The following is a 20,348-nucleotide window of genomic DNA, read 5'->3' on the forward strand; positions in this document are numbered from 1 at the left end:
GGTCCGGGAAACGCTCCATAGCGACCGGCTTTTGCACTGTGACGACTGCCTCAGGCCCCCAGGCTCATCCAGGTCGAGGCCAGCAACAGCAAGGCCATGCCCCGGTTGAAACGCTGCAGGGCCCGAGGCGAGCGCAGCCAGCGGGCCGAACCGGCGCCCAGCAGCGCCCAGGTGCCGAGGCAAGGCAGGGCGACGAGGAAAAACACCAGGGACAGCCACAGCACTCGGCTGTGGCGGTCGCTATCGCTGCCGGCGAAGACACTGACCACCGCCAGGGCCATCATCCAGGTCTTGGGGTTCACCAGTTGTAATGCGGCAGCGCCCAGCACCCCCAATCGCCGGGCGTCTGATGCCTGGGCATCCAGGGGGCGCGCCGGTGCCCGCCAGATCTGCCAGGCCAGGTAGCTCAGCCACAGCAGGCCGATCCATTGCATGGCCCGCTGCACCCTGGGCAGTAGCGCCAGCCCGTCCCCCAGGCCGCTGCCCACCAGCAGCACGATGCCGGCCGCCGCGGCGCCGGCGCCGAGAATGATCGGCAGCGCCGCCCGGGCGCCGTAGCGGGCACTGTTGCTCAGCACCAGGATATTGGTCGGGCCCGGGGTGATGGAGGCGACAAAGGCGAACAGCACGAAGGGCAACAGGGAGGAGAGAGAAGGGGGCATCGCAGGCCGCTCCAGTAATGATCCGGAGGCCGATTGTCAGGGGCTGGGCGTCAGGCGTCTGGAAGCTTTGTGCAGCGCTTGCGATACAGCGCCGGGCTCAAGCCATAGGCACGCATGAACCAGCGCCCCAGGTGACTCTGGTCGGCAAACCCCAGGTGGCTGGCGACGTCCGCCGGTGCGGCGCCACCGGCCAGCAAGCGCCGCGCCCGGCTCAGGCGCAGTTGCACCAGGTAGGCGTGGGGCGCCAGGCCGTAGGCTGCCTTGAAGGCACGGCTGAGGCGAAAGCGATCGACCCCGCAGACGGCGCTCAAGGTTTCCAGGCTCAGGTCCTGGTACAGGTGGGCATGCAGGTAGTCCCTGGCCCGTTGCGCCACCAGCGGCAGGCGCGGGTCCGGGCCATAGCGCTGGCGCCAGTGCAGGTGCCCGGTCAGTTGCTCCAGCAGAAGGTCCAGGGCGCTCTGGCGGACAATGCGCAATTGGCCATGGTGCAGGCTGTGAAAGGCCGCGCTGGTGGCCTGGGCCAGACGCGAATCGCTGGCCAGGGTGCTGCCAAACCCCAGCTGGGTATTGGCCGGCGCCTCGGCGAACAGCGCCCCCAGTTCGCGCTCCAGCCACTGCGGGTCGAGGTACAGCATGCGATAGGTAAAGCCGCCCTCGGTGGGTGCTTCGCCGTCGTGGATCTCCCCCGGTTCCAGCAGGAACACCTTGCCCGGCGTGCTCTGGTGCCGGGCCCGGCGGCAGTTGAACTGCTGCACCCCCTGTTCGGTGACGCCCACCAGGTAGCTGTCGTGCCAGTGCGGGTCATAGGCGTGGCCGGTGAAATGCGCGCGCAGGGTCTCGATGCCGGTGTCGGCATCCTGGGCCAGGTCGATCCAGTTGGGCGTGGTCATGGAGCGGTCCGTAGGGCGTGGCGGCAACCCTGGCAGTTAACGCCGGTGCCAGGGCTGGGTCTAGAAGTTTTGTGCAGCCTCAGCTGAACAGCCCGGCGGCGATGTTGATGGAAAAGCCGAGGATCGCGGTATTGAACAGAAAGCCGATCAGCGACTGGGCGAGGACGATCTTGCGCATTTCCCGGGTGGCCACGCCGACATCGGAGGTCTGCACCGCCACGCCGATGGTGAAGGAGAAGTAGAGGAAGTCCCAATAGTTCGGGGTGGTCAATTGCTCGGCGAAGCGCAGGGCCGGTTCCTTGCCGCCCCAGGTGTAGTAGAGGCGTGCGTAGTGCACGCTGAAGATCACCCCCACCAGCAGCCAGGAACCGATCACCGTGAGGCCGGTGAAGGCGTAGTGCAACAGCCGGCGTTGGGTTTCCAGGTCCTTGCTGCCCACCAGTTCCAGGGTGATGGTCACCAGGCTGGCGATGGCCGCGACGCAGACGATTAGCAGCACCAGCCCGGCGTTTTCATCCTCGGCCTCGGCGATGCGTTTCACATCGTCGGCCCGAGACCGCAGGGTGAGCCAGAACATCAGCGCCAGGTAGGTCCAGACGGCGGCGTTCCAGCCGATGAGGACCTTGCCCATCAGCGTCTGTGCCGGGACTAGGGCGCCGACGACGCAGCCGATCAAGACGCCGAAGGTCAGGCGGGGGTGGGTTCGAATCACGAAGGACATGGGCAGTGGCGCCGGCAGGAAAAGTTACCAAACCTTAGCATGGCGCCCGCTAGGGCGGGCGGCGTGAGTGATGCTCTTCCTGCGGCACGCGGCCATGACCGCAGCACCGGATAAACGCGCCAACCTCACGGTCAGCAGACAACCTCAAGCAACCCCATCGGCATCACCCGACGATCCTCCAAAAACCTCAGCCCCCAGCCTTACTCATGACCGCCAAAAACAACTCCCCCTCCAGCAACCCTCGCAACCACCCCTGCAACGCCGGATAGGGCGCCTTGCCAAACCACTCCCGGTCCACATGCGCGAACTGCCGTACAAACGGCAGCACGGCCATGTCCGCCAAGCTCGGATGTTCGGCCAGCAGATAGCGCCGCTCTTGCAGCAGGCCATCCAGCCGCGCCAGAAACACCTCGCCCTGGGCCCGATAATGCTCCATGGGCGCTTCGGGATAGCGCTCGGCGTACTTGTAGCGGTTCAGATGCAGTTTGAATTGCTGATCATTCTCGGCAATCAGCGCGGTGATCTGCGCCTGGGCCTTGGGGTCACCGTCAAGGCGCCAGTTCTCGGGGTCCTGCTGCTCCAGCGCCCAGTGCATGATCTCCAGGCTCTCCTCGATCACCCGCCCATCCACACTGAGCACCGGCACCGTGCCCTTGGGCGACAATGCCAGCATCTGCGCCGGCTTGGCCTTGAGGCTGACCTCGATGATCTCCAACGCCACCCCGGCATAGCGCAGGGCCAGGCGCGCCCGCATGGCGTAGGGGCAGCGGCGGAAGGAGTAGAGGGTCGCCCCCGGCGTTTGCAGTGTGCTCATTTCACCTCCAGGGTGCTCAGGCCGTTGCCCTGGCGGCTGACCTGGATCTGCACCGGAATCCGTTCGTGCATTTCCTGCACGTGGGAAATCACCGCCACCTTGCGCCCCTGGGCCTGCAGGCCGTCGAGGGCGTCCATGGCCAGTTGCAGGGATTCGGGGTCGAGGCTGCCAAAGCCTTCGTCGATGAACAGCGACTCGATCTTCAGGGTGCTCGACGCCATGGACGCCAGCCCCAGGGCCAGAGCCAGGGACACCAGGAAGGTTTCGCCGCCGGACAGCGAATGCACCGAGCGGGTTTCATCGCCCATCTCGGTGTCCAGCACCAGCAGGCCGAGCATGCTGCCGCCGCGCTTGAGGCGGTAGCGCCGTACCAGCTGGCGCAACTGGGCGTTGGCGTGGTGCACCAGCAGGTCGAGGTTGTAGGCCTGGGCGATCTTGCGGAAGGTGTCGCCGGTGGCCGAGCCGATCAGGGCATTGAGCCGTGCCCAGCGCTGCCATTGGGCGTAGGCCTGGGCGATCTGCTGGCCCAGGGCCTGGTTGGCGTCTTGGCGGCGCTGGTCATCGGTTTGCTGGGCGCGCAATTCGGCGCTCAGTTGTTCGCTGGCGGCCAACTGGCCGTGCAGTTCGTTCAGGGCGCTGGCCAGTTGTTCGGCATCGAGCTGGCCCTGTTGCTGGGCCTGGTGGCTGTGCAGGCGTTGCTCGCGTTCGGTGACCAGGACCTTGGCCTGTTCCACCGCCTTTTCGTGGGCTTGCAGTTGTTGGCGCAAGGCGGCGACCTGTTGCTCGTCCAGGCTGAGCAACTGTTCCAGCTCGCCATCGTCCAGTTCCGGGTGCTGCTGGCGCCAGTCGCTGATCTTGCTGCGCAGTGCCTGCTGTTCGGCTTCCAGAGCCTGCAGGTGCTCCTCCTTGCCTTGCAGCTGCGCGCTCAACTGCACCAGCAGGCTGCGGACTTCCTGCAACTGCTGGTTGGCCAGCACCTCGGCGGTGCGGGCCTGTTCGACGGCCTGTTCCAGGTGCTGCTGCCAGTGTTCGGCGCTGCTGTGCGCGCCCAGCAGTTGCGCGAGTTTGTTGCCGGCGGCCTGTTGTTGTTCGGCCAGGGTGTTGAATTGCTCCAGGGCGGCTTGCAGTTGCAGTTCGCGGGTTTGCTGGCGGTCCTGTTCCTTGTCCAGGGCCAGCTGGCGCTGTTGCTGCTCCTGCTGTTCTTCGCGGTGCTGGTCGAGCTGTTCCAGGCGCTGCATGACCTGCTGGTCGATCTGCATGAAGGTCGCCGCCGGGTCGCTGCGCAGGGCTTGCAGGGTGTCGGCCGGCAGCAGGGTGGCGAAGGCCGCCAGCTCTTCCTCCAGGCGCTGGCGATCTGCGCCCAGCTGCTGTTGCTGCTGGGTCAGCTGTTGGCTGGCCTGCTGGCTGGCCTCGACCGCCGCTTGCAGTTGCTGTTGCAGGCGCCCGGCGTCCTTTTGCAGTTTCAGCAGGGCGCCTTGGCGCTGTTCGTCCTGCTGGATGCTCTGGTTCAACTGGCTCAGCTGCTGGTGCAGCCAGGCGTCGCGCTGGGGAGCGTCCAGGTCGAGCAGCGCCGCCGCCAGCGGATGGTCTTCGATGCTCGGCGCCAGGGTTTGCTGCTGCGTTGTCAGTTGCTCCTGTTGCTGCAGGAACTCCTTCTGCTGGGCGATCAGGCCACCCACCTGGCTGCGCAGGTCGGCGAGCTTTTCCTTGAGCTCGTCCACCGCCTGGCGTGCGTTGGCTTCTTCGCTTGCGTCATGGCGACCCAGGCTCTGTAACAGCGCCTCGGGCTGGTGATAGGGGTGTTCGTGGCTCCCGCAGACCGGGCAGGGCTGATCGTCCTGCAACTGCTCGCGCAATTCTTCGACGCTGGCACTGCGGGCCAGGCGCTGGCGTTCCAGCAGTTGCTGGGTCACTGCCAGGGCCTGTTCGGCGACCGTCAGTTCGGCCTTGCGCTGCAGGCCGGCCCGGTTCAGCTCTTCGCGCTGCTGGGCGGCGGCCTGGCGTTTTTCCGCCAGCTGGGCAGCGCGCTGGTCCAGCTCCTGCTGGCTGGCCCACAAGCGTGCCAGCTCTTCGAAGGCGCGCTGTTGCTTGCGGTTGTCCTGCAGCAGGTCGCTGAGGATCTGCAACTGCTCGGCCACCGCGTGGGGCTCGGCGCCGGCTTCGCTGTACAGCAGGTGCAGCTCATCGCGTTGCGTGGCCAGTTGCTGCGCCGCGCTGCTGGCCCGTTGCTGCAGGCCGGGCAGCTCTTGCTGGCCCTTGTTCAGGCGGTTGCCGGCCAGCATCAGCTGTTGCAGGCGATCGCGATAGGCGCTCCAGGCATCGCTCAGCGGCGTCAGGTGCGTGCTGTGCTGCAATTGCTCGGCAATTCGCTGCAGGCGCTCGGCCACCTGCCTCTGCTGCTCGAGCATGGCCTGGATCCCTTGCCGGCCCTGCTCGCTGGCCTGCTGCAATTGGCTCTTGAGCGCGTCGGCTTCGGCGTAGGCCTTGTTCTTGTGGGCGAGGGTGCTCTGCTCGGCAAAGGCTTCGCGCAGCAGGGGCGCGCTGGCGCTTTGCTGGGCCTGGGCGCCGAGCAGCGCGGCCTGGGCGGTGCCCAGTTGCTGCTGCAGTTCTGCCTGGTGCTGTTGCTGTGCGCTGTGTTGCAGGCGCTGTTGGCGGATCTGTTCGGCCAGCGGGGTCAGTTGCTGGTTCAACTCGACCTGCCGGGCGAACTGATGGCGTTGCGGCGCCAGTTGCTCCAGGCGCGTCAGCCGGGTCCGCTCGCCGTCCAGGCCGGCCCAGGCGGCCTGTGCCTGCTGCAGCTGTTCGGCGGCGTTGCGCTGCTGCGCCTGCAACTGCTGCAGCTCCTGGAGCCAGCCGTGTTGCAGCTCCAGTTGCTTGAGCTGCGCCTGCTGGGCCTTGAGCTGCTGTTGGGCGGCGTCGAAGCGCTGGTCCAGTTCGGCCCGGGCTTCGGGCTCCAGCGGGGTGATGCCGCTGGCCTGGGCCTTGAGGGTCTTGTGGGCTTCTTCGGCTTCCTTGCTCTTGCTGTAGGCGCGGCGCCCCAGCTGGCTGTAGATCGAAGTGTTGGTGAGTTTTTCCAGGAGCTCGCTGCGCTCCTTGTCGTCGGCCTTGAGGAAGGCGCTGAACTCGCTCTGGGCCAGCATCACCGCCCGGGTGAACTGTTCGAAGTTGAGCCCCAGCCTGGCTTCGATCAGTTGCTCGTAGTCGCGCTTGCCACTGGCCAGCAGTTGATTGCTGTCCAGGTCGTGCAGGCTCTGCTTGCTGGCCTGCAGCTTGCCGTTGGCCTTGTCCCGGGCGCGATTGGTTTCCCAGCGCGCGCGGTAGCGATGGCCGTCGATGCCGACGAAGTCGACCTCGGCGTAACCGTTGCCGGTGCCCCGGCGCAGCAGGGTGCGCGGGTCGCCGGTAGAGATGTCGCTATCGACATCCGGGACCTTGTTTTCCTTGGCGATGTTGTTCAGCCGCGGCACGGCGCCGAACAGCGCCAGGCACAGGGCGTCCAGCAGGGTGCTCTTGCCGGCGCCGGTGGGGCCGGTGATGGCGAACAGGCCGGCGCTGGCCAGGGGCTCGGCGGTGAAGTCGATTTCAAAGGGGCCGGCCAGGGAGGCCAGGTTCTTCAGGCGGATGGCGAGGATCTTCATGGCTGTTCCTCCTCGTGCTGCACTTCCTGGAGCAATTGCGCGAAGTCCTTGAGGGTCTGTTCATCCACCTCGCTGCCATAGCTGTCGAGCCAGGCACGGCTGAACAGGTCCTGGGGGCTGAGCTGGTCCAGCTCCAGCAGTTGGCTGGCGCCGTCGTCTGCGTCGTGTTCGCCGTTGCCGGCGTATTCGGCGGCGATCCGCACCAGGCGCACGGCCTTGCCCTGCAGGGCGCTTTCCACTTGCTGGCGCAGGTCCGGCTGCGGCTCGTCCAGGCGCACCCGCACTTCCAGCCAGGGCTGGCGCTGTTCTTCGGCCAGCAGGTCGAGGTCCGGCAGTTCAGCCAGTTGCAGGAGCATCTCGGCCAGGGGCGCCGGGCCCAGGCGTTGCAGGTTGACGGCCCGGGGAATCAGCCGCGACTCGACGCTGACCAGGGTCTCGCCGTCCAGGCGCACATCGAGGATCTGGTGCGGGTAGTTGATCTCGGAAAACGACAGCGGGATCGGCGAGCCGCTGTAGCGGATGCGTTCCTCACCGTTGACCTTCTGCGGCTTGTGCAGATGGCCCAGGGCAACGTAGCTGATGTCGGCGCCGAACAGGCTGGCGGGCAGGGCCTCGGCGTTGCCGATGATCAGGCTGCGTTCGGAGTCCTCGGACACCGAGCCGCCGGCCATGTGCGCGTGGCTCACGGCAATCAGCGCCTGGCCTGGCTGGCGCTTGGCGTTGGCCGCGGCGATCAGCCATTCATGGACCTGGGCGATGCCCTTGAGGTAGTCGTCGCCCAGCTGTGGGCCTGTGACTTCCGCCGGCCGCAGAAAGGGCAGGGCCAGGCACCAGCCGGCGATCGCCCCGCTGGCGTCGGGCAGTGGCAGCAGCAGGCGCTCGGCGTCCAACTGGCCGTCATCCAGCCACAGCACCCGGCCCAGGGCATGGGTGCGCAGGCGTCGCATCAGCGCTGCCGGCAGCTCGATGCGCGAGCCGGAATCGTGGTTGCCGGCGATCATCACGATGGTCAGGGCCGGCTGCTGCTCGTGGGCGCTGACGATGAAGTCGTAGAGCCGCTCCTGGGCTTTGACCGGCGGGTTGACCGTATCGAAGATATCGCCGGCGATCAGCAGCACATCCGGCTGCTCGTGCTTGAGCTGGCGCAGCAGCCACTCAAGGAAACAGGCGTGTTCGAAGTCGCGTTCCTGGCCGTGGAGGTTCTGGCCCAGGTGCCAGTCGGAGGTGTGAAACAGACGCAAGGCAGGCTCCGCATGCAAAAGGCTTGGCCGCACAGAAGGTGACCGCGGCGAAAGGGCAGAGAGTTTACTGGCAAATGCGTGTTCATGCCCGGCGCCGTGGCAAATGCTCCGGCGCCGCCCGGTAGGTGCCGGCGTTCAGTGACGCGGTGCGGCAGTGCCCTGGCCGGCGCGCACTTCGCTGGCGGTGCAGCCGAAGCGCTGGCGAAAGTGCCGGGCGAACTGAGCCTGGTCGGCAAACCCCCAGCGCGCGGCCAGCTCGCCGATCGACAGGCGGCAGTGGGCGTCGCGCAGTTGGCGGTGCACGGCACAAAGGCGCTGCTGGCGAATCCATTCGCCCAGGCTGAAGGGGCGGTCGGCAAAGAGCTTGTGCAGGTAGCGCAGGGAAATGCCGCAGGCGCTGGCGATCTGCCTGGGGTTGAGCTCCGCCGAGCCCAGGTGCTGCTCCACGTAGCTTTCGATGCGTTGCAGGTGCAGGGCGGCCAGGCTGGAACTTTCACTGCTGAGCACTCGCTCGTCCTGGCGCAGGGTCAGCAGCAGGGTCGACAGGGCCTGTTCCAGCAGCATGTGCCGGGCCGCCGGGGCGCACTCCTCGAAACGCGCGGCGCACATCGCCAACTGGTCGGCGAAGATCCGTCCCAGCCCGCGCCGGGCATCGAAGCAGAAGCGGGTGTAGCGCTCGGCGCCGCGCAGCCGGCCCTGCAGGGCCTGTTCCGGCAGCTTGAATACCCAGAGGTCGTTGTCGCTGGCATAGCGGAAGCGGTAGGGCGCATCGCCCCGTTCGAAGATGAAGCCGCCGGGGCGGCATTGCAGCTGGCGTCCATCCTGCTCGAACAGCACCTCGTGGCGTCGCGGAATGGTCACCAGGTAGCAGGCCTGGGTGTCGTCGCTGACCTGGGCCTTGCTGCGCGAGTAGCCCAGCCGGCTGGAGCGCAGGCGGGACAGGGCCAGGGCGCTGCTGGGGGTTTCCCAGATCTGCAGGTTGCCCTGGAAGCGCGCATCGCTGCTGAACTCCAGGGACAGGGGGAAGTAGGCGTTGCCGATCGCCTCGGCCCAGCGCGGCTGGCACTGGCTGTCGGGCCAACGGCGGGTGGAAAGCTGCTGAACCATGATCACTCCTGTCCGTTGTGTTTTTTATAGCCAGGACGGCACCGGGTGGTCAGCCACGGTGCCTGGGGAGGGTCATCTTTGGGTAAAAGCCCGGGAGGGTCAATCGACAGGCGTCAGCCGGTAGCAGGCCGAGGGCGCGAGGATTGCCTGCCAGCCCGGCGGCACCACGATGTTGGTGGTGGCTTCCTCGATCACACAGGGGCCCGTGAGGGGCTGGCCGACCTGGACCTGCGCGCCATCGAACACCGCCGTCGGCTGCCAGCCGCGAGCATCATCGAACAGCATCGAGCGCTGTTCCCGAGGCTGCGCCGGCTGTGGCTGGTCGGCAACCGCCAGCTCGGGCATCGGCGGATGCTGCAGGCGGGCAATCACCGAGCACTCCAGGTTCACCAGTTCGATGGGGCTCTGGGGTTCGCTGTAGGAGAACAGCACCTTGTGCCGGGCATGGAAGGCCTCGCGCAGGGCCACCAGGCCCGCCGGGTCGAGCTGGTTGCTGGCCAGGTCGACGCTGCACTCATGGATCTGCCCCAGGTAGCGGATCTCCAGGGTGTACTGGGTATCGATCCGGTTGCCGCTGCTGAAGCCGTCCTGGCGCAGGTTCTCCAGGCCCTGCTCGCGCAATTGCGCCAGGGCCTGGTTGAGCCGCTCCAGATCCACATGGGCGTCGTCCAGGCGCATGGGCAGGGTGGTCAACTGGTCATAGCGGATGTCCGAGAGAATCTGTCCGAAGGCGCACAGCCCCGAGGCCACCTTGGGAATCAGCACCACCTGGCTGCCGATCTCCTCGGCCAGGCGGATCACGTGCATGCCCGCGGCGCCCCCGGCCCCGATCAAGGCGAACTGGCGCGGGTCATAGCCGCGTTCCACCGAGACCCGGCGAATGCCGCTGACCATGTTCAGGTTGACCAGGGTGATGATCCCCAGCGCCGCGCGCTCGACGCTGATGCCCAGGGGCTCGGCGATCCGCGTGCGGATCGCGTCCAGTGCGGCCTGGCGCTGGAGGCGGATGCTGCCGCCCAGCAGCGCACCGTCCGCCAGGTAGCCCAGGGCCAGGTTGGCATCGGTCACGGTGGGTTCGCTGCCGCCCTTGCCGTAGCACACCGGCCCGGGGGTGGCGCCGGCGCTGCGCGGGCCGACCTGCAGCATGCCGAAGGGGTCCAGGTGGGCGATGGAGCCGCCACCGGCGCCCAGGGTTTCCACCTGGATCATCGGCACGCCGATGCGGTAGCGCAGAAAGTCGCTGTCCTTGCTGAAGTTGGTGCGCCCGCCCTGGCTCAGGGTGATGTCGAAGGAGGTGCCGCCCATGTCCACGGTGATCACGTTGTCGATACCGAAGGGCCGGGCCACGCACAAGCCGGCCTGGGGCGCCGAGGCCGGGCCGGAGTTGATGGCGTTGACCGCCCGGGTGCTCATGATCGAACCCGGGGCCAGGCCGCCGTTGGACTGGAAGTAGCGGGTCGGCTGTTGGGCCCCCAGCTCTTCGAACAGGCTGTCGATGCGCTGGATGTAGCGGCCCATCAGCGGGCTCAGGTAGGCGTTGACCACGGTGCTGGAGGTGCGGGTGTACTCGCGGATCTGCGGGAACACTTCATTGCCGGTGCAGACGAACACCCCGGGTAGCGCCGCACGCACCCACTGCGCCGCGCGCTGCTCATGGGCCGGGTTGCGCACCGACCAGACAAAGGAAATGGCCACCGCCTCGACTTCCTGCTGGCGGAAATAGTCGATGGCGGCGTGGATCGCCGCTTCGTCCAGAGGGGCGTGCTCCACGCCGTCGCTGCGCATCCGCCCGCCGATGGGCCGGCGCAGGTGGCGCGGTACCAGCATGTGGGCGGGAGGGTAGCTGGCGTCGTAGCGATGGCCGTCCTCCTTGTGCCCCAGGCGAATCTCCAGGCTGTCTTCGTGGCCCAGGGTGCACAGCAGGCCGACCTTGGCCCCGGTCTTCTCGATCAGGGCATTGAGGGCCACGGTGGTGCCGTTGATGCACAGGTCGCAGTCGGCAATGATCTCTGCCGGGCTGCGGCCAATGGCATCGGCGATCTGTGCCAGGCCGTTGCGGATCGCCAGGGTGCCGTCCTCCGGGGTCGAGGGGGCCTTGAACAGCTGCACATGGCCGCTGTGGTCGGCGAGGATGAAATCGGTGAAGGTGCCGCCGGCGTCGATACCCAGGCGATAGTGTTGCTTGGTCATGGCAAATGCTCCGTGGGTTCGGCTCAGGGGCGGGCGCGCAGGGCGCGGGTGGCGTCGTGGTCCAACTGCTGCTCGGCGTCGAACACCACGCCATAGTCCAGGCGTGCGCCGGCGGTGGAGATCAGGCCGTTGCGCAGGTCTTCGGCAACGCGTTCCAGGGGGCGTTGGAAGGGGTCGCCATAACCGCCGCCGCCGGGGTTGCAGTTGATCACCCGCTCACCGGGTTGCGCGGTCAACTGGGCGTTGTGCTGGTAGCTCTGTTCCTGGCCATCGGCACGGCGATGGATCAAGCGCCCGAGCTTGGGCGGCAACAGGCCGTTGCGAGCCCCGGCAGCTCCGGCGGTGGGCAGCTGCCGGCCTTCGCCGAAGCCCACCACGGTCATCGGGTGCTGCAACGGTTCGATGTCGATGCGGGTGCCCGAGCCACCGCGATACTGCCCGGCGCCGCCGCTGTCGGTGATCAGGCTGTAGCGGTGGATGAGGATCGGGTAGGCGTACTCCAGCAGTTCGATGTCCCCGGACATCAGGGCGCCGAAGCAGCACAGCGGCCCGCAGGCCGGCCAGCCGTCCATGGCCTGGTTGGCCCCGGCCCCGGAGATGATCGAGGCCAGGACCATGGTCACGTACTCGGCGTTGCCGTTGCGCGGGTCGTGCCCGGCGATATTGATCCCGCTGGCATGCCCCCAGGAGGCGGTGACCCGTTCCGGCGCCGCCTGTTCCAGGGCCTGGCGCACGGCGTCGGCGAGGGTCTCCATGGGGGTGGTGGTGCTGTTGACGTGGGGCGCCGGCTCCGTGGCGTTGCACAGGGTGCCGGGGGCACCGAGGTCGACGCTGATGCAGCGGTACAGGCCTTCGTTGTAGGGCGGCGGCACCTGGGCGAACATCATCAGCCCCAGGTACACCCCGGACACCGAGTTGCCGGCATAGGAGTTGATGAAGTAGGGCACCTGGGGCGGGCTGTCGATGCGCACGTGGGCCTGGTCGCCGCTGATCCGCACCTGGGCGTTGATGGTCAACTGGCCCAGGCCGTGGCCGGAATCCTCCAGCACCGCACTGCCGTGGTAGACGCCGTCCGGCACCTCCCGCAGCAGTGCGCGCATGTGCCGGTCGGCCATGTCCTTGAGTTCGCCGATGCAGGCCCGCACCTGCTCCACGCCGTAGCGTTCGAGCAACGCCAGCAGGTGCCGCTCGCCGACGCTGCAGGCGCCGTACTGGGCGTTCAGGTCGCCTTCCTGGTAGGCCCGGGCACGCATGTTGGTCAACAGCAGGTTGATCACGTCTTCCCGGCGCTGGCCCGCAGACCACAGCTTGACCGGCGGAATCCGCAGGCCTTCGGCGTAGATCTCCCTGGCGTCCGGGTTGTAGCCGGCGGGCACCGGGCCGCCGATATCGGTGAGGTGGCCCTTGCACACGGCCCAGAACACCAGCTCGCCCTGGTAGAACACCGGCTTGTACATGCAGCAGTCGAGGATATGGCTGCCCTGGTAGGCCGGATCGTTGTGATAGATCACGTCGCCTTCCTGGATGTCCTGGCCGAAGAACCCGGCGACGCATTTCATCGCCGGGATCAGCGAACCGAGGTGGATCGGAATGTCCTGGCCCTGGAGGACCATTTCCGGAAGGTGGTCGAACAATGCGTTGGAATAGTCATGGGCCAGGTTGAAGACGCTGGAACGGCCGGTTTTCTCCAGGGTCAGGGTCATTTCACGCTGTGCGGTTTCCAGCGCCCCTCGCACCACGGCGAGGGTGATCGGATCTACTGTGCTCATGGCTCACCTGAGTTCTTGTTGTTCTCGGGGGGGCCGGACGCTGGTCCGGCCCACAGCCTTAAGCTACGCGCAGACGGGCGCCCTGGCTTGTCGCCGGGTGCAGGGCTTTTTGCGTTCTGGTGCACTGTCGCCCCTGCTGAATGTGGGGCCACGCGCTGTAGGAGCTGGCTTGCCAGCGAAGGGCCCCGCAAGAGCGCCTTCGCCGGCAAGCCGGCTCCTACGTGGGAGAGAGGGGCGCGGAAGGCGGGTTACTTGGGGTACAGCGGCGGCAGGCTGGTGGTGTCTGCCACCGGGTCCTGGACCCGTTCGGCGATCGGGATGGCGCGGATCGCACGCCACAGTTCCTCACCTTGCCAGTACTGGCCGGTTTCGCTGTAGAGGGCGCCGTTGAGGCCGTCCAGGGCATCGGACAGGGGGATGAAGCGTGCCGCCATTTCGGCCAGGGTTTCCGGCTGCTGGCGGGCCCAGGCGTCCAGGGCCTGGCGGGTGGCCTGCGGGTCGTTGGCCTGGCAGGCACGCTTGAGGTCGTCGAGCAGCGAGCGGGGGCTGGGGCCGGTCTGCGCCGCGCGCAGCACCGCCGGTTGCGAGCGGGCGCGCCACCACAGGCCGAAACCCAGCAGGCTGGTGCAGGCCAGCAGCAGGGTGCTCAGTTGCCAGGGCCACAGTTCGCTATTGTCGACACTGGCCTGGGGCGTGCCGGCCGGGGTGTCCACCACCAGGCTCGGGTTGTTCGCCACCTGCAGACTGTGGGCCGGCAGGCTGCTGACTTCCAGGCGGTTGTCCTGGGTGTTCCACCAGGTCACTTCCAGGGCCGGCAGTTCGACCAGGCCGGTGCGGGTCGGCACCAGGGCCTGGCGCTCTTCGCGGATCCCCAGCAGGCCCTGTTCGACGTGCTGGTTGCTCAGTTGCGGCTGGTCCGGGTAGCTGCGCAGGCCGTTGACTTCGGCCAGGGGCAGCGGTGGCAGTTGGGCGCTGGACAGCCCCTGGGCGCGCAGGGTCAGGGTGCGGGTCAGGGAGTCGCCGACCTGGGGCTGGTCCGGCTCGGGACTCCAGCTTTCACTCAGGCTCAGCTCTCGGGCCGGCAGCCAGGGGGTGTCGGCGGGGTAGCTGGCGGGCTTGGGCATGACGTCAAGGGACAGCGCCTTGGAGGCGACATGGATCAACTTGCCGGGCCTGGGAGTCTGGGGCGCCGACTCCTGGTCGTTGGGCGGGTTGGCCAGGGTGGCGCTGAAGGTCAGCGCCGGGATTTGCAACGGGCCGCTGCGCTGGGGATAGACCGCGTAGCGCATCTCGATCACCCCATGGCGCACGCCGTTGATGAGTTTTTCGTAGGTGCGCGGTTCCCCCAGTTGCTCGACCCGGGCGTCGTTGAGCAGCAGCGGGCTCAGGCTGCTGTCGTCGAACAGCGGCACCGAGTGGTAGATGTGCAGGGTCAGCAGGGCCTGGGCCTGGACGTAGACCTGGGGCTGGTCAAGCTCGGCCTCGATGAACACCGGTTCCAGGCGCGTCTGCTGTTCCTGGGCCGGGCTGGCGTTGACCTGCAGGCTCAGCGCCTGGCTTTGCAGGTTGCCCAGTTGCAGCGGGGCGATCTGCAAGGTGCCGGTGCGGCGTGGCAGCAGGGTGATGATCCAGCGGGTGCTGGCGTGGCTGTCGCCCAGGGTGTTGAGCTGGTTGACCTGGCGCGTGCCCCGCACCTCGAACTGCGCCTCCAGGGGGCTGAGGTCGGGTTTGCCGAACTGAGTGACATCACTGGACTCCAGGGTCAGCTCGACGGTCTCCCCGGCGTTCACCTGGCTGCGGTCCAGGCTGGCGAGCAGGCCGGCAGCCTGGGACGAGGCAGTCCAGAGCGCGAGGGCGAGCAGAAGGGCGGTGCAGCGGGTCATCGAGTTTTTCCCTGATCCTGATGTTGTTGCTGTTCGTACCAGAATTTACGCCTCAGCAGTTCTCCCGGATCGTCCGGGATCTTGCGCAGCCATTGTTCCAGCGCCTGCTGGTGCTCGGCATCCAGACCGTCCTCCACCGGACGCAGCGGGGTGGTGGTGTGCTGGTCGTCGAGCTCGCTGCCGGGTACTTCACTGTGGCCGTTGCCCGGAGGCGGCGGCGCCGGTTCTTCACCCTCGCCGGCCGGTGCTTCGCCGGGAGTGCCGGGTGTGTCGCTGGCGGCCGGTGGCGGGTTGGCGGTGCTGCTGGGGCCGGGCCGGTTGTCGTCGCTGTCGGGGTCTTGGGCTTTCTCCGGCGGCGCTGGCTCGACGGCGTGCTGCTGTTGCAGCAGGCTTTCCACCAGGGCCTTGTTCTGCAGTGCCGGTTGCAGGTCCGGTTGGCGTTCCAGGGCTTGCTCGTAGGCGTCGATGGCGGCTTCCAGCTCGCCACTGCGGGCCAGGGCATTCCCGCGATTGTAGTGGGCGCGGGCATCGTTGCCTTCGGCAAAGCGCTCGGCGGCGGCATTGTAGTTGCCCGCTTCATACAAGGCCACGCCTTGCCATTGCGGGTCCTGGAAATGCCGCGCCGCTTCGGCCGGGCGCTGCTGCTCCAGCAGGCGCTGGCCCTGCTGGTCGGGGCGCAGCCACAGGTCGTTGAAGTCGAAGGCGTAGCTGGGTTGCGGCACGGCCAACAGCAGCAGCGGCAGGCAGAACAGCCAGCCACGGCGCCCGGCGCAGGCCGCCAGCAGCAACAGTGGCAGCAGCAGCCAGTAGCCCTGGTCGGCCCAGGTGTCCAGGCGCAGGGTCTGGCCATCGCTGCGCACGCCCTGGGGGCTGCCCAGCAGGCCCAGGCCGCGCAGGTCGCTGTCGTCCAGGCGGGCCTGGCGGTAGCGGCCACCGACATCGCCGATGAACTGCTTGAGGGTCGGGCTGTCCAGGCGCGACACCAGGATCGCGCCCTGGTCGTCCTTGAGATAACTGCCGTCTTCCAGGGCCACCGGAGCGCCGTCGCGGCTGCCGATGCCGAGCATCAGCAACTGTGGCGCCTCGCCGTCCAGGGCCTGGCGGATGCCTTGGCGTTCCTGTTCGTTGAGGGACGAGGCCATCAGCAGCACCCGGCCCTGGCCCAGGGCGCCCTGGGCGAGCAGGTCCAGGGCCTTGCGCAGGGCCAGGTCGGCGCGCTGGCCGGGCTGGGGCATGATCGACGGCTTGAGGGCGTCCAGCAGGTTGCGGCTGGTGGCCAGGTCGTCGGACAGCGGCACCAGGGTGTGGGCGCTACCGGCATAGACCACGATCGCGGTTTGCGCGTCGCTGCGCAGTGCCAGCAGGTCCAGCAGCTTGTGCCGGGCCTGTTCCAGGCGGTTGGGCGGCACGTCGTCGGCCAGCATCTGCGGGGTCAGTTCCAGCACCACCACCAAGGGGTCGGCGGGTTTCTGGCTGGTCTGTTCCACCCGTTGCCAGCTGGGGCCCAGCAAGGCCAGTACCGCCAGCAGCCAGGCCAGCCCCAGGGCGATCCAGGGCAGCTTGCTTTCGCGGCCATTGCCGCCACTGAGCAGGGCCGCGTGGAAGGCCGGTGGCAGGATCATCTGCCAGCGCCCGGCGCGTTTCTGCCGGTGCCAGAGTTGCCACAGCAGCAGCGCCAGCAACGGCAGCACCAGTAGCCAGTACGGCCGGAACCAATGGGGCCAGAGGCTGATCATCGGCGCCTCCGCAGGCGCAGGCGCTTGAGCCGCTGGCGCCAGTCATGGGACGGCTGGAGAAAGTGCGGGCGGGAAAACAACCGCTGCAACGGGTTGTCCGGCCAGCGCTCGCGCAGCACCAGCAACAGGCTCAAAAACAGCGCCGCAGCCAGGGGCCAGTGATACAGGGCCTGGGCCGGGCGGGCCTGGGTCGGTTGCTGGGCCACGGGCTCCAGTTGGTCGAGGGTGTCCTTGATCGCCTGCAGTTCCTGGCCGTCACGGGCACGGAAATAGCGGCCGCCGGTGACCTGTGCCAGTTCCTTGAGGGCCGGTTCGTCCAGGTCCAGGCTCGGGTTGACCCCGAGCACGCCGAGGGTGGCGCTCTGCTCCGGGTCCGCGCCGATGCCGATGGGGTAGATCTTCACCCCTTCCTCGGCCGCCAGCCGGGCGGCGGTGATCGGTGCGATCTCGCCGCCGTTGTTGGCGCCGTCGGTGACCAGGATCAGCACCCGGCTCTGGGCCGGACGCTGGCGCAAGCGCTTGAGGGCCAGGCCGATGGCATCGCCGATGGCGGTGTTCTTGCCGGCGATGCCGATCTTCGCCTCATCCAGCCAGACCCGCACCGTGTGCCGGTCGAAGGTCAGCGGTGCCTGCAGGTAGGCCTTGCTGCCAAACAGGATCAGGCCGACCCGGTCGCCCTCGCGGTGTTCGAGAAAGTCCCCCAGCAGGTTCTTGACCAGGTCCAGGCGGCTGATGTCGTCGCCTTGCCATTGCATGTCGGGAAAATCCATGGAGCCGGACACGTCCACCGCCACCAGCAGGTCGCGGCCACTGGCGGCCACCGGCAAGGGGTCCCCCAGCCACTGCGGACGTGCCGCAGCGAGCAACAGCAAGACCCACAGCAGGATGAAGCGTGCCTGCTGGCGCCAGGAAGGCAGGTGGGCGCGGGCACGGCGCTTGGACAGGCCTTCGAGTTCAGTGAGGAAGCTGATCTTGAGCGCCGGCTCGCCGCTGTCGGCCACCGGCAGCACCCGGCGCAGCAGCCAGGGCAGGGGCAACAGGGCGAAGATCCACGGCCAGGCGAACTCAAACATGCTTGCGAATCCAGGTGTCCACCGCCTGGGTCAGGCCGGCGATGGCTTTGTCGTCGAGCTTGCACTCGGGTTTGTAGGCGCCCTCTACCAGCACCATCCAGCGGGTCAGGCCGGCGGCGGGGCAGCGGTTGTCGAGAAACGCCAACCATTTGCGGCCGTTGAGGGTGTGGCTCTGGCTGTAGGGATAGTGGTTGCGGCACAGGCGCTTGAGCAGGCCGTTGAGGGCCTGCAACCAGGCCCCGGCGGGGGCGCCGTCATAGGGCTTGGGCAGCAGTGCCAGCTCCGCCAGGGCAGCCAGGCGCACCGGGTCCAGGGGTTGTTCGCCACGGGGCACGGCGGCCTTGCGCGGCCACAGGTGGCGCCAGCGCCAGAGGGCCAGGCCCAGCAGGGGCAGCAACACCAGCAGCAGCCACCAGCCCGGCGCCGGCGGCCACAGGCTCACCGCAGGAGGCAGCAGCAAGGGCTGCAGTTGTTCCAGGCTGCTCATCGTCCGGCTCCCGGACGCTTGGGGTTGAGGTACTCGCGCAGCTGCTCGACCATCTCGCTCTGGGTGCTCAGGGGCATCAGCAGCACCCGCAGTTTCTGCGCCAGGCGTTCCCAACGGGCAATGCGCGCTTCGCTCATGGCCCGGTAGGCCTGGCGCAGGTCGTAGTTCAGGGTATCGAGCTCCAGCTGCGCACCGCGTTCGGCGAAGCGCAGCAGGCCGGCGGCGGGCAGGGCGTGGTCCAGGGGATCGGACAGCGGCATCAGCAGCAGGTCGCAGTGCCGGGACAGCAGGCTCAGTTGCTGCTCGGCGGCGTCGCTCAGGGCGCGCTCATCGCAGATGACGATCACCAGGCTGCCGGGGCGCAGCACCTCGCGGCCGCGCAGCAGGGCGGTGCCCAGGGCGTCGCGCTGGGGTTGGGTATCGGCGTGCAGCGACTGGTTGACCCGCACCAGGCGGTTGAGCAGTTGCAGCAGGCTCTGCTTGCTGCGCCGGGGCTTGATCTCATAGTGCTCGTCGTCGCCGTACACCAGGCCGCCGACCCGGTCGTTGTGGCCCAGGGCGGCCCAGCCGATCAGCGCGGCGGCCTGGGCCGCGAGCACCGACTTGAACATCAGCCCGGAGCCGAAGAACAGCTGGCGACTCTGCTCGACCATGATGAAGATCGGCCGCTCGCGCTCCTCATGGAACAGCTTGGTGTGCGGCTCCTGGGTGCGTGCGGTGACCCGCCAGTCGATGGTGCGCACGTCATCGCCGGCCTGGTAGACCCGCACCTGGTCGAAATCCACCCCGCGCCCGCGCAGCTTGGAGTGGTGCAGGCCGATCAGCGGGCTGCGCTGGCTTGGGGTCGAGAACAGCTGCACCTCGCGCACGCGATGGCGCATCTCGATCAACTCGCCAAGGGTAATGCGGATGCCGGGTTCGGCGCTGGCTAGGGTCATGGGGGTCAGGCGACGGCAACGACGTCGAGGATGCGCTGGACCACCCGGTCCTGGTCGATGCCGGCGGCTTCCGCCTCGAAGGACAGGATGATGCGATGGCGCAGCACGTCGAACAGCACGGCCTGGATGTCTTCCGGGCTGACGAAATCGCGCCCGGCCAGCCAGGCGTGGGCCCGGGCGCAACGGTCCAGGGCGATGGAGCCGCGGGGGCTGGCGCCGTAGGCGATCCACTCCGCCAGCTCCGGGTCGAACTTGCCCGGGGTGCGGGTGGCCATCACCAGCTGTACCAGGTACTCCTCCACCGCGTCGGCCATGTACAGGCCGAGGATTTCCTTGCGCGCGGCGAAGATCGCCTGCTGGCTGACCCGGCGCTCGGGCTTGGTCTCGCCGTTCAGGGCTTCGCCCCGGGCCTGCTGGAGGATGCGGCGCTCGACGGCGGCATCCGGGAAGCCGATCTTGACGTGCATCAGGAAGCGGTCGAGCTGGGCTTCGGGCAGCGGGTAGGTGCCTTCCTGCTCGATGGGGTTCTGGGTCGCCATCACCAAAAACAGTGGCGACAGTTCATAGGTGCTGCGCCCGACACTGACCTGGCGTTCGGCCATGGCTTCCAGCAGCGCCGACTGGACCTTGGCCGGGGCGCGGTTGATTTCGTCCGCCAGCACCAGGTTGTGGAAGATCGGGCCTTGCTGGAACACGAAGCTGCCGGTTTCCGGGCGATAGATCTCGGTGCCGGTGATGTCGGCGGGCAGCAGGTCGGGGGTGAACTGGATCCGATGGAATTGCGCTTCAATGCCTTCGGCCAACTCTTTGATGGCCTTGGTCTTGGCCAGGCCCGGAGCGCCCTCGACCAGCATGTGGCCGTCGGCGAGCAGGGCGATGAGCAAGCGCTCGATGAGTTTTTCCTGGCCGAGAATCTGCGTTGAAAGAAAGGTTCGCAGCGCCAAGAGCGCTTCACGATGTTCCATCGGTGACGGTTCCTGCAGAGGGTGCGCCACGGGCGGTCGAATAACGCCGGGGCTGGGGGCGATACTTTAATCCATAGCGGGGGTCGGCGACTAACGGGGAAAACCTGATTTAGCCAATTAGTCGAAAAATTCCGTGTTTTTTTGCAGCCCTTGCCTGGTGCTCCCTGCGGGGGGCTCTGCTTGCGAAGGGGGGCTTGGGGTGTGCGTGGGGCGTGCGGGCCTCTTCGCTGGCAA

15 protein-coding genes are annotated in these 20,348 nt (G+C 67.7%); all 15 read right to left on the reverse strand.

Features of this window, described 5'->3' with window-relative positions; genetic code table 11:
• Nucleotides 1-50: 50 nt before the first annotated feature.
• On the reverse strand, nt 51-662 hold the full coding sequence (locus tag U873_RS0120590) for a LysE family translocator (protein ID WP_025130038.1): 612 nt from the start codon (nt 660-662) through the stop codon (nt 51-53).
• Nucleotides 663-712: 50 nt separating this feature from the next.
• The gene (locus U873_RS0120595) at nt 713-1,552 is read right to left on the reverse strand and encodes an AraC family transcriptional regulator (protein ID WP_025130039.1); all 840 of its coding nucleotides are present in this window, start codon (nt 1,550-1,552) and stop codon (nt 713-715) included.
• 79 nt (nt 1,553-1,631) lie between these two features.
• Nucleotides 1,632-2,273 (reverse strand): DUF1345 domain-containing protein, encoded by a 642-nt coding sequence (locus U873_RS0120600; protein ID WP_025130040.1) that lies wholly within the window; start codon nt 2,271-2,273, stop codon nt 1,632-1,634.
• Nucleotides 2,274-2,460: 187 nt separating this feature from the next.
• Nucleotides 2,461-3,087 carry a glutathione S-transferase gene (locus U873_RS0120605; protein ID WP_025130041.1) on the reverse strand — a complete coding sequence of 209 codons (627 nt, stop codon included), beginning with the start codon at nt 3,085-3,087 and terminating at the stop codon, nt 2,461-2,463.
• On the reverse strand, nt 3,084-6,725 hold the full coding sequence (locus U873_RS0120610) for an AAA family ATPase (RefSeq protein WP_025130042.1): 3,642 nt from the start codon (nt 6,723-6,725) through the stop codon (nt 3,084-3,086). The genes U873_RS0120605 and U873_RS0120610 overlap by 4 nt, the downstream gene beginning before the upstream one ends.
• On the reverse strand, nt 6,722-7,966 hold the full coding sequence (locus U873_RS0120615) for an exonuclease SbcCD subunit D C-terminal domain-containing protein (RefSeq protein ID WP_025130043.1): 1,245 nt from the start codon (nt 7,964-7,966) through the stop codon (nt 6,722-6,724). Before U873_RS0120615 ends, U873_RS0120610 begins: the two co-directional genes overlap by 4 nt.
• Nucleotides 7,967-8,101: 135 nt before the next feature.
• Entirely contained in the window at nt 8,102-9,073 is a 972-nt protein-coding gene (locus U873_RS0120620; RefSeq protein WP_025130044.1) for a helix-turn-helix domain-containing protein, read from the reverse strand.
• Nucleotides 9,074-9,172: 99 nt separating this feature from the next.
• Entirely contained in the window at nt 9,173-11,263 is a 2,091-nt protein-coding gene (locus U873_RS0120625) for a hydantoinase/oxoprolinase family protein (protein ID WP_025130045.1), read from the reverse strand.
• Nucleotides 11,264-11,286: 23 nt separating this feature from the next.
• Complete coding sequence (locus U873_RS0120630) at nt 11,287-13,032, reverse strand: hydantoinase B/oxoprolinase family protein (protein WP_025130046.1); 1,746 nt, start codon at nt 13,030-13,032, stop codon at nt 11,287-11,289.
• 248 nt (nt 13,033-13,280) lie between these two features.
• A complete protein-coding gene (locus U873_RS0120635; protein WP_025130047.1) occupies nt 13,281-14,915 on the reverse strand; it encodes a BatD family protein in 1,635 nt (544 codons plus the stop codon).
• The gene (locus U873_RS0120640; protein WP_025130048.1) at nt 14,912-16,651 is read right to left on the reverse strand and encodes a VWA domain-containing protein; all 1,740 of its coding nucleotides are present in this window, start codon (nt 16,649-16,651) and stop codon (nt 14,912-14,914) included. The genes U873_RS0120635 and U873_RS0120640 overlap by 4 nt, the downstream gene beginning before the upstream one ends.
• Nucleotides 16,648-17,724 (reverse strand): VWA domain-containing protein, encoded by a 1,077-nt coding sequence (locus U873_RS0120645; protein ID WP_025130049.1) that lies wholly within the window; start codon nt 17,722-17,724, stop codon nt 16,648-16,650. Before U873_RS0120645 ends, U873_RS0120640 begins: the two co-directional genes overlap by 4 nt.
• Entirely contained in the window at nt 17,717-18,211 is a 495-nt protein-coding gene (locus U873_RS0120650; protein ID WP_025130050.1) for a DUF4381 domain-containing protein, read from the reverse strand. Before U873_RS0120650 ends, U873_RS0120645 begins: the two co-directional genes overlap by 8 nt.
• Nucleotides 18,208-19,149: a DUF58 domain-containing protein gene (locus U873_RS0120655; RefSeq protein WP_025130051.1), complete on the reverse strand. Its 942-nt coding sequence runs from the start codon at nt 19,147-19,149 to the stop codon at nt 18,208-18,210. Before U873_RS0120655 ends, U873_RS0120650 begins: the two co-directional genes overlap by 4 nt.
• A 5-nt stretch (nt 19,150-19,154) precedes the next feature.
• Nucleotides 19,155-20,114, reverse strand: a complete 960-nt coding sequence (locus tag U873_RS0120660; RefSeq protein ID WP_025130052.1) for a MoxR family ATPase — start codon at nt 20,112-20,114, stop codon at nt 19,155-19,157.
• Nucleotides 20,115-20,348: the final 234 nt, after the last annotated feature.

The organism is Pseudomonas sp. PH1b (assembly GCF_000633395.1).
Taxonomy (GTDB): Bacteria; Pseudomonadota; Gammaproteobacteria; order Pseudomonadales; family Pseudomonadaceae; genus Aquipseudomonas.

What these genes read in the sequence shown, in the direction of transcription:
- U873_RS0120595 (WP_025130039.1), bottom strand. Translation starts at nt 1,552, where the DNA reads ATGACCACGCCCAACTGGATCGACCTGGCCCAGGATGCCGACACCGGC.
- U873_RS0120630 (WP_025130046.1), bottom strand. Translation starts at nt 13,032, where the DNA reads ATGAGCACAGTAGATCCGATCACCCTCGCCGTGGTGCGAGGGGCGCTG.
- U873_RS0120660 (WP_025130052.1), bottom strand. Translation starts at nt 20,114, where the DNA reads ATGGAACATCGTGAAGCGCTCTTGGCGCTGCGAACCTTTCTTTCAACG.
- U873_RS0120620 (WP_025130044.1), bottom strand. Translation starts at nt 9,073, where the DNA reads ATGGTTCAGCAGCTTTCCACCCGCCGTTGGCCCGACAGCCAGTGCCAG.
- U873_RS0120625 (WP_025130045.1), bottom strand. Translation starts at nt 11,263, where the DNA reads ATGACCAAGCAACACTATCGCCTGGGTATCGACGCCGGCGGCACCTTC.
- U873_RS0120590 (WP_025130038.1), bottom strand. Translation starts at nt 662, where the DNA reads ATGCCCCCTTCTCTCTCCTCCCTGTTGCCCTTCGTGCTGTTCGCCTTT.
- U873_RS0120655 (WP_025130051.1), bottom strand. Translation starts at nt 19,149, where the DNA reads ATGACCCTAGCCAGCGCCGAACCCGGCATCCGCATTACCCTTGGCGAG.
- U873_RS0120605 (WP_025130041.1), bottom strand. Translation starts at nt 3,087, where the DNA reads ATGAGCACACTGCAAACGCCGGGGGCGACCCTCTACTCCTTCCGCCGC.
- U873_RS0120650 (WP_025130050.1), bottom strand. Translation starts at nt 18,211, where the DNA reads ATGAGCAGCCTGGAACAACTGCAGCCCTTGCTGCTGCCTCCTGCGGTG.
- U873_RS0120610 (WP_025130042.1), bottom strand. Translation starts at nt 6,725, where the DNA reads ATGAAGATCCTCGCCATCCGCCTGAAGAACCTGGCCTCCCTGGCCGGC.
- U873_RS0120640 (WP_025130048.1), bottom strand. Translation starts at nt 16,651, where the DNA reads ATGATCAGCCTCTGGCCCCATTGGTTCCGGCCGTACTGGCTACTGGTG.
- U873_RS0120645 (WP_025130049.1), bottom strand. Translation starts at nt 17,724, where the DNA reads ATGTTTGAGTTCGCCTGGCCGTGGATCTTCGCCCTGTTGCCCCTGCCC.
- U873_RS0120600 (WP_025130040.1), bottom strand. Translation starts at nt 2,273, where the DNA reads ATGTCCTTCGTGATTCGAACCCACCCCCGCCTGACCTTCGGCGTCTTG.
- U873_RS0120635 (WP_025130047.1), bottom strand. Translation starts at nt 14,915, where the DNA reads ATGACCCGCTGCACCGCCCTTCTGCTCGCCCTCGCGCTCTGGACTGCC.